The sequence below is a fragment of the Izhakiella capsodis genome (assembly GCF_900115045.1).
GTDB classification, from domain to species: domain Bacteria; phylum Pseudomonadota; class Gammaproteobacteria; order Enterobacterales; family Enterobacteriaceae; genus Izhakiella; species Izhakiella capsodis.
In genome coordinates, this window is the sequence record NZ_FOVC01000001.1 from 396,445 (window position 1) to 408,904 (window position 12,460).

Below are 12,460 nucleotides of genomic sequence, written 5' to 3' on the forward strand. Positions count from 1 at the left end.
GCTTAGAGGTAGGTGTGCGCCGGAGCGGCCAGGTTAATCGATCTTTAGCTACGCAGGGGCTGAGGTTGCACGCACGGTTGAAGATAAGATCATCAATTTTGGCGAGAACTTATTTAACGCAATGCATGAATAGTAAGAGTAAAAGAGCGTGGATATTCCGGTAATAACCGGTATTGTCGTATCATTTTACTTATCACTCACTTTGCTGACTGGTTATCCCCCTCGGTCTGACGGTGCTTTTCCGTGGTCTGCGTGTGGTGCTAAGCGCAAGCATGATGGCGCCTGAGGCCACCAGTATCAGAAAAATGCCAACACCCAGCATGGCGGCAAAGCCTGCCAGCCGGTAGAGCAGCAGTCCGGCAATGCCTCCGCCAATAAAAGAGAACAGCGTGGTCAAATGGGTCGACAGAACCTTATATTGCGCACGCTGGACACTGTTTGCGTCACGCGACAGCCATCCAGCCACCATAGAACCCAGCGCAATGCCGGCATCGGTAACAGTGCCGGTAATATGCGTAGAACGGACTCTGCCGTTTGACAGCTGGGTTGACGTGGCATTGTGAATACCCATTAAAAAGGCGAGGAATATAATAGATTCACGATTATTTTCCGATGAATGAAATAGCAGTTCAATGCCTGACAATAAGGAGAGTGCGATACCCTCTGCCAATAGCATCAGGCAATATATGGTGCGTAGATTTTTTTTAGAACCTGCGGCAACCGCCAACCGGGCACTAAATGCTCCGGCGATAAAGGCAATGAGGATTAGACTGAAAAAAAATAAATCTTCGAAGTCCGATCGCGAAACTTCACTTGAAATCTGTGAGGTGTTACCGCTCATATGGGATGGAAAAAAACCAAAGGCGCTAAGCGCCATCGCATTGAGGGTGCCGGCGCTGGTGGCCAGTACCAGCGCCAACCAGCGATCTTCATTATGAGAGCGTACGCGTTTGCGTTTGATCAGCACAGGCTTCTCCAGCAGAATTAGCACTTGGCAACATTCAAATAAAAGATTTCAAGTAATGATTATCTCACATCAGATAATAGTTCAGGTTTACTGAATCATAAAGGTCATAAACCGGCAGTTTATTCAATAAATTAAATTCCTCTTATATAATCGCCTTCCATAAGTTATTTGTATGAACGTTTCTTAAAGTTATATCTCTGCGTTTAAATTATTAAAAAAACCCTATAAGAAATATCTCATTCCCTAGGGTTTCAGGACGCGATTTTTATTGCAATCCGATGAAATGACTGCGACGCAGACGTTATTAATTACCATAATACAATGGTCAGATATGCCTGAAATCGCACTGTGTATAACTATTTTATTGGAGCTTACAGGCAACGCACCTGGAAATTTCCAGTCCAGCACCTATACTGACAAGCTGTATTAGCCAGTCTGAATAATCATCAATACGTTGCTGCTGCTTTTGGATAGGGTGCTACCCAATGTGTTGGTAAGGGATGTAAATTTTAAATGGTTATCTTCAATATTCTATTCGTTTTCAGGACGCCGGGCTGGCAGTCCAGTTTTCATCTCTTATGGCGTTCAATATCATCTTTTCAGGCGTGCGGGTGATCCGGTTAATTCGTTGCTTCGCAAAGCAGGACTTTCCAGCAAAATGCTGTGCTGAACGTACTTTCACCTACCTGACCCGGAGAAGAGCGTGAATCACCCCGCTGTTATTGCGCCAGTCGTTACCCTGGATAACCACGCCTTTTTTTTTGACGTTGATGGTACGCTGGCAGCCATTCAGTCGCGGCCTGACGAGGTTTTTATTCCCTCGTCGGTAATAACCTGCTTGCAGAAACTCTCTGTTGGCTGTGGCAACGCACTGGCGCTGGTTTCCGGGCGCCCGCTAAGCGAGCTGGATGCGCTTACTGCACCGTTAAGGCTACCACTTGCCGGCGTGCATGGTGCTGAACGCCGCGATGTCGCCGGAAAAGTGCATTGCATCAGCCTGCCCGACGAGGTGAGTAAGTCGGTGCTACAGCAACTGCGTCAGGTGCTGGCAACCCTGCCTGGTACCCTGCTTGAAAGCAAGGGGATGGCGTTTGCGCTGCATTTTCGTAATGCGCCGGAGTATGCCGATGAGGTGCAAGACCTGGCGGAAAAAATGGTCATGCAGTTCCCACAACTGGTACTACAACCGGGAAAATGCGTCGTTGAGCTAAAACCCAAAGGCGTCGATAAAGGTCTGGCGCTGCACCAGTTTATGCAGGAAGCGCTATTTTCAGGGCGCATTCCGGTATTCGTCGGCGATGATGTGACCGACGAAACCGGCTTCGGCGTCGTCAATGCATTAGGAGGTGTGGCAATAAAAGTTGGCCAAGGTCAGACGCAAGCATCGTTCCGTATGGACAACGTGGAGGAGGTTCACCGCTGGCTAGAAAAACTGACATCACAATTACATCAGGATACAACGTTTATCGGTAAGGAGTTGAGGTGATGAGTCGTTTAGTTGTCGTTTCTAACCGTATCGCTCTGCCCGAAGGCGGGAAAGCCAGCGCCGGAGGGCTGGCGGTTGGGGTTCTCGATGCGCTGGAGTCAACCGGTGGCTTGTGGTTCGGCTGGAATGGTGAAATTAGTGAAACAGCTGTAGAGGCGCCACTAAAAACGCAGGAGCATGGTGGTATCACCTACGTTTCATTCGGTCTTGAGCAGGGGGATTATGATCGCTATTATTTACAGTTTTCGAATGCGGTTATCTGGCCGGCTTTCCACTATCGCCTCGACCTGGTTCAGTATCAGTGCGACGCATGGGAGGGCTATTGCAGCGTCAACAGGCTACTGGCCACACGCCTACAGCCACTCTTAAAGCCGGATGATACGCTGTGGATACACGATTACCACTTACTGCCATTTGCGGCTGAACTCCGCAAGCTGGGCGTCAGTAACCCTATCGGCTTTTTTTTGCATATTCCTTTTCCGAGCCCGGAAATTTTCAACGCTTTGCCGCCGCATGAAACGCTGTTAAGCAGCCTGTGTCACTATGATCTGCTGGGTTTTCAGACCGAAATCGACCGGCTGGCATTTCTTAACAGCGTTTCTCAGATCACCCGGTTAGAGAGCCGGGGAGCCAAACAGCATCACGCTTTTGACAATGACTTCGCCACTGAGGTCTACCCTATTGGTATTGAGCCTGAGAACATCAAAAAAATGGCCTCTGGCCCGCTACCGCCTAAAATGGCGGCCATGAAACGTGACCTGGGAGAGATTAAAAATATTATTGCCTGTGAGCGGCTGGATTACTCTAAAGGGCTGCCTGAGCGCTTTCTCGCCTATGAGGCGCTGCTGGAAAATTACCCTCAGCATCGCAGCCATATTCGCTATACTCAAATTGCGCCAACCTCACGTGGGGATGTTCAAGCTTATCAGGATATTCGCCATCAGCTTGAAACAGAGGCCGGGCGTATCAATGGTAAATATGGCACCCTGGATTGGACGCCGCTTTATTACCTCAATCAGCATTTCGATCGACGTCTTTTGATGAAAATCTTTCGACTGACCGACGTCGCCCTGATAACGCCGTTACGTGATGGTATGAATCTGGTCGCCAAAGAGTACGTTGCGGCGCAAAATCCCGATGATCCGGGCGTGCTGGTACTGTCGCGCTTTGCCGGTGCGGCAAATGAACTTACCTCGGCGCTGATCGTCAATCCTTACGATCGGGATAATGTCGCCGCCGCACTGCATGACGCGTTAACGATGCCACGTGAAGAGCGCATCAAACGCTACAAAGAGATGATGGCGGTGCTACGGCGCAATGATATCGCCACCTGGGGCAAAACGTTCCTTAACGACTTGCAGAGGGTATCTTCGCGAGGTGGAGATCAACTAAGGGAGCAGCCTGAACTGGCATAGCGGCTAAAGTTTCCTGCACCTACCTGCGTCTTGCCACGTGCGGGGGAACAACGGATTCATCCCCCCACCCTCTTATTCGTACCCGTAACCCACATTAATAAATTATGATATTTCCCTGCCGTTCATTATTTTATGCACCGCGTTAAACAGCCCTTAGTCACGCACGCTAAACCTGCATTGGAACGATAAAACCCGCTGCCAATGGAAAACAGGTCCATCAATTGCGGAAGATAACCCTCTGCCGTCGGCAGAGAAGCACCATGGTTATCCTGGCAATACATTCATATTTCTTATGTAAATGAAGGTTTCAAGTTATTGCCCTCATTGAGTGTGGCTGAAATCTTCGTCACGAAACGCGACATTCAGTCGCGTGAGCCGAAGTTGAAAAAGCAACCGCCAGCATTGAGATTTAGCCTGTTGAACAGAGTCAGAATGAATTTAAATCTTATTTAATTCTCTTTTTAAGAATAAAAACCTTTTTTTAGATTATTAATCTTTATTATGTTCTGAATAATCCTATCAATAATCAGCCGCGATGCGAAATGATTAAAAGTTAGCTTGATAATTATGTCGTTTGTTTGTGAGTAACATAAATTCAACAAAAAAGAACTTATATTGATTACTTAGTAAACTAATCAACAATGTTTCTGATGGGTTTTTTGTAATATTTTCCTAAAAAATGTGATGTTCATCACACTTTATCTAAAATTTCACGCTCCGCTCGTTGTATGTCGCAAATAGAGGGGATAGAGTTGCGTTACATTTCGGATTACTCTTAACAGAGATTAAGAAAATTCTGTCCTGACTGTGATTGGTGCGCAAATTAAATAATCGAATCTTAGAAAAAAATACAGTAAATATAGTTAAAACTCAGGAGGAAATTAAATGACTCTTGAGTTTAAATAACAATCAGGCTGAATGATTCCGGGAAATAAGATAATTTTCCTTCAAAATTGTCCTTTGTCGTCATATTTTTTTTTGCAATTTTGTAGAGTTACTAAACAGCAACTAAAGGTGCGGTCAGATCTATCCGCAATCATTGAATTAGTGTCAGTCAGGGTGGGTGCATGGGTACTTCAGAACTACTTAAACATATTTATGACATCAATCTTTCATACCTTTTGCTTACACAGCGTTTAATTAACCAGGATAAAGCTTCAGCGATGTTTCGTCTGGGTATCGATGAATCGATGGCTACCGCGCTGGCACAGTTGACACTGCCTGAAATGGTAAAACTGGCGGAAACCAATCAGCTGGTTTGTCAGTTCCGTTTTAACGATCACAGTATAATTAATCTGTTAACTCAGGAATCGCGCGTAGACGATTTACAGCAGGTTCATACCGGAATTTTATTATCAAGCCGTCTGCTGCGCGACGTTTTAAAAGAAGACGAACAGCCCAAACGGAGGGTAGGGTAATGAGCGAAAAAAGTATCGTCCAGGAAGCAAGTGATATTCAGTTGGCTATTGAATTAATAACGTTGGGTGCTCGTTTGCAAATGCTTGAGAGTGAAACGCAATTAAGTCGCGGTCGCTTAATTAAATTATATAAAGAATTACGTGGTTGCCCTCCGCCTAAAGGGATGTTGCCATTTTCCACCGACTGGTTTATGACATGGCAGCAAAATATTCATGCCACTATGTTTTGTAATGCCTGGATGTTTTTATTGAAAAGCGGTCTGACTTCCGGCATTGATGCCGTTATTAAAGCTTACCGGCTTTATCTCGAACAGTGTCCGCAAAGTGATGACGCTCCGTTACTTGCGCTGACCCGTGCCTGGACACTGGTGCGCTTTGTTGAAAGTAATATGCTCGAACTCTCCAGTTGCAAATGCTGTAATGGCCGTTTTATAAACCATGCACACCAGCCAGAAGGCAGCTTCATTTGTAGTCTATGCCAGCCGCCGTCGCGCGCAGTAAAAAGACGTAAACTTCCGGCGGGATCTGCCGATAACATTCCACAACTGCTGGATGAACAGATGAAGCAAGCTATTTAACAAGTTCGTCCGATTGTGAGGTGCATCCAGCAGCGGTTAATACCGCTGCTTTTTTTTACTCTCACCCCAGGTCTTGTTAAACAGAGCGGATTTTTCCTTCATCCCACACGCTATTAACGTAAGGACTTATTGTGCTGGTTATATTGGGTTATATCCTGGTTATTGGGTCCGTGCTGGGCGGGTACATGTTGGTTGGTGGTCATCTCGGCGCGCTTTATCAACCTTCTGAGCTGCTGATTATCGGCGGGGCTGGTTTTGGCGCTTTTATCGTGGGCAACAGCGGTAAAGCAATCAAGGCAACGGGCAAAGCATTGCCGCTGTTGATGCGTGGCTCAAAATACAACAAAGCGGTCTATATGGACCTGATGGCACTGCTCTTTCGTTTGATGGCGAAATCCCGTCAGCAAGGGATGCTGTCTCTTGAACGCGACATCGAAAATCCTCAGGAGAGTGAAATCTTCTCTCAATACCCGCGCATTGTTGCCGATAAAAGGTTAGTGGACTTCATCGTTGACTATTTACGCCTAATGGTGAGCGGCAATATGAACGCCTTTGAGATCGAAGCGCTGATGGACGAAGAGATTGAAACCTACGAACACGAATGCGATGTACCCGCGGTGGCGCTACAAACTGTCGGTGATTCGCTGCCGGCGTTCGGTATCGTTGCGGCGGTAATGGGCGTAGTCCATGCACTGGCTTCGGCGGATCGCCCGGCGGCTGAACTGGGGGGGTTGATTGCTCACGCGATGGTTGGAACCTTTCTTGGCATTCTGCTGGCTTACGGATTTATTTCTCCGCTCGCTGGTGTGCTGCGCCAGAAATGTGCGGAGACGACTAAGGTGATGCAGTGCATTAAGGTAACGCTGCTTTCCAGCCTTAATGGATACGCGCCCCAGATTGCGGTCGAGTTTGGCCGTAAAACGCTTTACTCCACCGAGCGGCCCTCGTTTATCGAGCTGGAAGAGCACGTACGTAACGTGAAGACATCCGCGAAACAGACGTCGGATCAAGATGCATGAAGCAGAATAATCATCCCATCGTACTGGTTAAAAAGCGTAAGCAAAAAAAACATGAGAGCGGGCATGGATCATGGAAAATCGCTTACGCTGACTTCATGACGGCGATGATGGCGTTCTTTCTGGTGATGTGGTTGATCTCGATTTCTAATCCGCAGCAATTGGTGCAGATTGCCGAATATTTTAAAACGCCGCTGAGGGTGGCTTTAAACGGCGGTCCGCGTAGCAGTGATAGCGAAAGTCCCATTCCCGGAGGGGGCGATGACCCGACCCGGCAGAACGGAGAAGTGCATAAAACGGTTGAAGCTGATGACAGAAAGCGTCTGCTTGACGAGCAAAAACGTAAGCTTGACGAGATACGTCTGAACCGGCTGCGTGAACGTCTGGATCAGCTGATTGAGTCCGATCCCCGGCTCAAAGCGCTGCGCCCGCACCTGGTGATTAATCTGGTTGATCAGGGTCTGCGTATTCAGATTATCGACAGTCAGGACCGACCCATGTTTAAACGCGGCAGCGCGGAAGTGGAACCGTATATGCGCGATATCCTGAGGGCAATCGCACCGATCCTCAATGAGCTGCCAAATAAGCTCAGCATTGCCGGTCATACCGATGATTTCCAGTATGCCGACGGCGATCGCGGTTATAGCAACTGGGAACTGTCGGCAGAACGCGCGAATGCCTCACGTCGCGAACTGGTGCTGGGGGGGCTGGATGGGGGCAAAATGCTGCGGGTGGTCGGCATGGCAGACACCATGAAACTGAAAAATCGCGGCGGGGATGAGGCGGTTAACCGACGTATTAGCCTGCTGGTGCTCAATCATGATACCGAACAGGCGATTGAAAAAGAGAATGCGGAAAGTGATTCAGTTCCGCTGGCTGATGATGGCAGCCTGCAGAATCTGAAACAAATAGCGGCGCCGGCAGCGCCTGCGAACGCCAGTAAGAAACCTGAATCTCAACCTTTAACGGCCGCGCCCGCCGCGTTGCCAGCAGCAACGGGAACTCATGCCCAGGCTGAGCAGCAACCGGCAGCGCAAAACCAGCGCGACTCACAGCAGAGGTGATACCGTGAGCATGGATATCAGCGATTTTTATCAGACGTTTTTCGATGAAGCCGACGAACTCCTGGCCGAGATGGAACAACATCTGTTGGGGCTTGATCCGGAAACCCCTGATTCTGAACAGCTTAACGCTATCTTCCGTGCTGCTCACTCTATCAAGGGGGGCGCCGGCACTTTTGGGTTCAGCGTACTGCAGGAAACCACGCATATTCTGGAAAATATACTCGATGGTGCGCGTCGCGGAGAAATGCAGCTGAGTACCAATATCATCAACCTGTTTTTGGAAACGAAGGACATTATGCAGGAACAGTTAGATGCTTATAAGTCCGCTCAGGAGCCGGATGCGGCTGCCTTTGAATATATCTGTAAGGCACTGCGCCAGCTGGCGCTGAAAGCAAAAGGTGAAATGATTGCTGCGCCTGAGACGATCGCGTTAACCTCAACCTCAGCATTTGACGCCGTTGCCGTAACGACGGCAGGCACTGACAGCGGCGCGTTGCGCATTATACTTTCGGATCTCAAAGCCAATGAAATCGATCTTCTGATAGATGAACTGGGTAATCTCGGCACTGTCAGCGATATCCAGCGCAATGAGGACAGCCTGCAAGCCTCGCTGACGTCGTCTGTCAGTAAAGACGACATCGTCGCGGTGCTCTGTTTTGTCATTGATGAAAAGCAAATCGCTTTTGCTGGTCGTGCCGCCAGCATGGACGAAGTAATCAATGAAACGGCAACGGGTGCGGTTAGTGCTAAGGTCCAGCCTGCACCAATGAAGATCGCGTCAGAGGATAAACCGGACGCGCTGAAAAAACCAGCACCAGCACGGGCTGGCGAATCGAACAGTATCCGCGTGGCGGTAGAAAAAGTGGATCAGCTGATTAATCTGATTGGCGAGCTGGTTATCACCCAGTCGATGCTGGCGCAGCGTTCCAATTTACTCGATCCCGTTCAGCACGGTGACCTGCTGAACAGTATGGTACAGCTGGAGCGTAATGCACGCGATCTGCAAGAGTCGGTGATGTCGATTCGCATGATGCCGATGGAGTACGTATTCAGCCGCTTTCCGCGTCTGGTACGCGACCTGGCTGGCAAGTTGGGTAAAGAGGTTGAGCTTACGCTTCTGGGAAGTTCAACTGAGCTGGATAAGAGTCTGATTGAACGCATCATCGATCCCTTAACCCATCTGGTGCGTAACAGTCTGGACCACGGCATTGAGCCGCCGGAAAAACGCAGCAGAGCGGGTAAAAGTGCCAGCGGTAACCTGACGCTTTCGGCAGAGCACCAGGGCGGTAACATTTGTATCGAGGTTATCGATGACGGCGCAGGTTTGAACCGCGAGCGCATTCTGGCTAAAGCGCTCTCATCAGGCCTGCCTGTTCATGACAGCATGAGCGATGACGAAGTCAACATGCTGATTTTTGCTCCTGGCTTCTCGACAGCAGAGCAGGTAACCGATGTTTCCGGCCGCGGTGTCGGCATGGACGTTGTGAAGCGAAATATTCTCGAAATGGGCGGGCATGTTGAGATCGCGTCAAAACAGGGTAAAGGCACCACCATTCGCATCCTGCTGCCGTTGACACTGGCGATCCTCGATGGGATGTCGGTGCGCGTCGCCGACGAGGTTTTTATCCTGCCACTGAATGCGGTGATGGAATCCCTGCAGCCGCGCACTGAAGAGCTGAAGGCGCTGGCCGGCGGCGAACGCGTTCTGGAAGTCCGCGGTGAGTATTTGCCGATGGTCGAGCTGTGGAACGTGTTCGAGGTTAATGGCGCGAAACAGGAAGCGACGCAAGGCATTGTGGTCATTTTGCAAAGTGCCGGTAAGCGCTATGCACTATTGGTTGATCAGTTGATTGGTCAGCATCAGGTTGTCGTAAAAAATCTTGAAAGTAATTATCGCAAAGTGCCGGGGATTTCTGCCGCTACCATACTCGGTGATGGCAGTGTGGCGCTGATCGTAGACGTTTCAGCGCTGCAATCTCTGAATCGTGAAAAGCGCGTGGCCGGGGCCGCAGCCTGAATTAACAGCATAAGGGTAAAAAAATGACTGAAATGGCAACTGTCACCAATCTCGCGGGCGAAAGCGTCGGTCAGGAGTTCCTGGTTTTTACACTGGGCGATGAAGAGTATGGAATTGATATTCTTAAAGTACAGGAGATCCGTGGCTATGATCAGGTCACCCGCATTGCGAATACGCCGTCGTTCATCAAAGGGGTGACCAATCTGCGGGGCGTTATCGTGCCGATCGTCGACTTACGACTAAAATTTTCGCAACCTGATGTCGATTATAACGACAACACCGTCGTCATTGTGCTGAATTTAATGCAGCGTGTGGTGGGTATCGTGGTTGACGGTGTTTCAGATGTTCTGTCGTTACAACAAACGCAGATCCGCCCGGCACCGGAATTTGCTGTCACGATGTCAACAGAGTATCTGACCGGTCTTGGCGCGTTGAATGAGCGGATGCTGATTCTGGTTGATATTGAAAAATTGCTAAACAGCGAGGAAATGGCACTTGTCGATACGCTTCGCGCGTCATGATCAGTGCGGCTGAATGCGTTTTTTCGCCTGAAAGCAAGCCGCCAGCGGTGACAATGGTCGGGAAACAGACAGCCAGGCCGCGGTTTTTTTGCGCAATATGGCCGCGGGCATAGTGCAAACCCTACGTGATATTGCCATCTTCGCTGCGATTGGCCCACTGGCCTGCTTTTCATAAAGTTCATCTGAACCCTGCCGATAACAGAGTCATTCATCGTGATCCTGAGGTTTACTATGTTCAAACGAATCAAAGTTATCACCGCTCTGGTGACGGTTCTGGCGCTGTTTACGCTACTGGAGCTGGCGACCGGTACCATGTTCTATCGCACGGTGGCCGTTGACCGGCAGAACTTCTCTTTTAATCAGCGTCTCAACATGCAGCAGCGCGATATGGGTAAATCCTGGGTCGCGTTGGTGCAAGCGCGTGTCACGTTAGCCCGGGCTGGAACGCGTTATGCGCTGAATCCGTCACAGGCTGCTAACGATAGCGGCGTGCAGACATTATTAACCCAGGCCGCTGACAAACTGGACGAGGCCGATCAGGCGCTGGCCCGCTTTAATCTTGCCCTGATGGATGAGACGCGTGCCGCGCCGACGGTACAGGCCATAAACGCCAATTATAGAATCTATCATCAGGCGCTGACTGAGCTGATCGCAATGCTGAAAAGCAATCGCTTTCAGGCGTATCTCGATCAGCCAACACAGCGGTATCAGGATCAGTTCGAAAAATCGTATAACGACTGGCTAACGGTCAATAACGCGCTGATAAGTCAGGGCGTGGTGAACAATCAGATAGCCTGGCAGCATACGCAAATTATTTTACTGACGGTGGCATTGGCGACGCTGCTGATTATCGTACTGGCCTGGAGCGGTATGTATCGCATTCTGCTCCGCCCTCTAACGCTGGCGATTGATCATATTCGTCATATTGCTAATGGCGACTTGACGCAGTCAATCACCGTCGAGGGCAAAAATGAAATGTCACAGCTAACGGCCAGCCTGCGCGATATGCAGCAGGCGCTTATCCGCACCGTCAGCACCGTTCGCGATGGGTCGAACGCGATCAACAGCGGCGCAATAGAGATCTCTGCCGGCAGTAACGATCTCGCGACGCGAACCGAACAACAGGCCTCTTCGCTGGAAGAAACGGCGGCCAGCATGGAGCAGCTGACCTCAACGGTTCGACAAAATGCGGATAACGCACGACAGGCCTCAAAGCTTGCGCTCAGCGCCTCGGAAACGGCGCAGCGCGGCGGCAAGGTCGTTGACGGCGTGGTGCAGACAATGAATGAGATAGCGGGCAGCTCGAAAAAAATTGCTGATATCACCAGCGTTATTGACGGTATCGCTTTTCAGACCAATATTCTGGCACTGAATGCCGCAGTAGAGGCGGCCCGTGCGGGTGAGCAGGGACGCGGTTTCGCGGTGGTCGCCGGCGAGGTCCGTAACCTGGCGCAGCGAAGTGCAAGTGCCGCCAGAGAGATCAAAGCGTTGATCGAGGAGAGCGTATCGCGCGTGGATGCCGGCGCGGTCCTGGTGGGAAGCGCGGGCGAAACCATGAGTGAAATCGTCAGCTCGGTGACCCGTGTTACCGACATTATGGGTGAGATAGCGTCGGCGTCAGATGAACAGAGCAGGGGCATCGATCAGGTTAATATCGCAGTCAATGAGATGGATCGCGTTACGCAGCAGAACGTGGCGCTGGTGCAGGCCTCCGCGACCTCTGCTAACGCGCTGGAGCAGCTGGCCAGCGAGCTGTCTCATGCGGTAGCCCTGTTTCGAATCAGTAAAGAAAATTTGTCAGCCGCCGTTAATAACGCGACAGGAGGACAACTTCTTCGACTGACTCAGCCTGACGGCGCGCAAAAAGTGGCGCCGGGTGCAGCGCGCACAAATGATAACTGGGAAACCTTTTGAACGGCTAAACACGCACCGGAGTGCAGGGAATGCAGCGGTTTTAAAACGGTTAATCGGCATGTTG

General features: G+C 50.1%; 10 protein-coding genes. 9 read left to right on the forward strand and 1 reads right to left on the reverse strand.

Translation table 11 applies throughout. The features are described from left to right. Positions 1–193: 193 nt before the first annotated feature. The gene (locus BM191_RS01835) at positions 194–967 is read right to left on the reverse strand and encodes a YoaK family protein (protein WP_092874335.1); all 774 of its coding nucleotides are present in this window, start codon (positions 965–967) and stop codon (positions 194–196) included. A gap of 703 nt (positions 968–1,670) precedes the next feature. On the opposite strand from BM191_RS01835, the gene otsB reads away from it, so the two are divergent. The 9 genes from otsB (at position 1,671) to BM191_RS01880 (ending at position 12,396) form a co-directional block, all read left to right on the forward strand. Then, positions 1,671–2,453 (forward strand): trehalose-phosphatase, encoded by a 783-nt coding sequence (gene otsB / locus BM191_RS01840; protein WP_092874338.1) that lies wholly within the window; start codon positions 1,671–1,673, stop codon positions 2,451–2,453. Then, on the forward strand, positions 2,453–3,868 hold the full coding sequence (otsA, locus tag BM191_RS01845; RefSeq protein ID WP_092874341.1) for an alpha,alpha-trehalose-phosphate synthase: 1,416 nt from the start codon (positions 2,453–2,455) through the stop codon (positions 3,866–3,868). Before otsB ends, otsA begins: the two co-directional genes overlap by 1 nt. Before the next feature lie 1,067 nt (positions 3,869–4,935). After that, the gene (gene flhD / locus BM191_RS01850) at positions 4,936–5,286 is read left to right on the forward strand and encodes a flagellar transcriptional regulator FlhD (protein ID WP_092874344.1); all 351 of its coding nucleotides are present in this window, start codon (positions 4,936–4,938) and stop codon (positions 5,284–5,286) included. Continuing rightward, entirely contained in the window at positions 5,286–5,864 is a 579-nt protein-coding gene (gene flhC, locus BM191_RS01855; protein WP_092874347.1) for a flagellar transcriptional regulator FlhC, read from the forward strand. Before flhD ends, flhC begins: the two co-directional genes overlap by 1 nt. 131 nt (positions 5,865–5,995) lie before the next feature. After that, positions 5,996–6,883, forward strand: a complete 888-nt coding sequence (gene motA / locus BM191_RS01860; protein WP_092874350.1) for a flagellar motor stator protein MotA — start codon at positions 5,996–5,998, stop codon at positions 6,881–6,883. Then, a complete protein-coding gene (gene motB, locus BM191_RS01865; RefSeq protein WP_092874353.1) occupies positions 6,880–7,944 on the forward strand; it encodes a flagellar motor protein MotB in 1,065 nt (354 codons plus the stop codon). The genes motA and motB overlap by 4 nt, the downstream gene beginning before the upstream one ends. 10 nt (positions 7,945–7,954) lie before the next feature. After that, positions 7,955–9,961 (forward strand): chemotaxis protein CheA, encoded by a 2,007-nt coding sequence (gene cheA, locus BM191_RS01870; protein ID WP_092875181.1) that lies wholly within the window; start codon positions 7,955–7,957, stop codon positions 9,959–9,961. A gap of 23 nt (positions 9,962–9,984) precedes the next feature. Continuing rightward, entirely contained in the window at positions 9,985–10,482 is a 498-nt protein-coding gene (gene cheW, locus BM191_RS01875; RefSeq protein WP_092874356.1) for a chemotaxis protein CheW, read from the forward strand. Between the two features lie 231 nt (positions 10,483–10,713). After that, complete coding sequence (locus BM191_RS01880) at positions 10,714–12,396, forward strand: methyl-accepting chemotaxis protein (protein WP_092874358.1); 1,683 nt, start codon at positions 10,714–10,716, stop codon at positions 12,394–12,396. The last annotated feature ends 64 nt before the right edge of the window (positions 12,397–12,460 follow it).

What these genes read in the sequence shown, in the direction of transcription:
- otsA (WP_092874341.1), top strand. Translation starts at nt 2,453, where the DNA reads ATGAGTCGTTTAGTTGTCGTTTCTAACCGTATCGCTCTGCCCGAAGGC.
- flhD (WP_092874344.1), top strand. Translation starts at nt 4,936, where the DNA reads ATGGGTACTTCAGAACTACTTAAACATATTTATGACATCAATCTTTCA.
- flhC (WP_092874347.1), top strand. Translation starts at nt 5,286, where the DNA reads ATGAGCGAAAAAAGTATCGTCCAGGAAGCAAGTGATATTCAGTTGGCT.
- motB (WP_092874353.1), top strand. Translation starts at nt 6,880, where the DNA reads ATGAAGCAGAATAATCATCCCATCGTACTGGTTAAAAAGCGTAAGCAA.
- cheA (WP_092875181.1), top strand. Translation starts at nt 7,955, where the DNA reads ATGGATATCAGCGATTTTTATCAGACGTTTTTCGATGAAGCCGACGAA.
- cheW (WP_092874356.1), top strand. Translation starts at nt 9,985, where the DNA reads ATGACTGAAATGGCAACTGTCACCAATCTCGCGGGCGAAAGCGTCGGT.
- BM191_RS01880 (WP_092874358.1), top strand. Translation starts at nt 10,714, where the DNA reads ATGTTCAAACGAATCAAAGTTATCACCGCTCTGGTGACGGTTCTGGCG.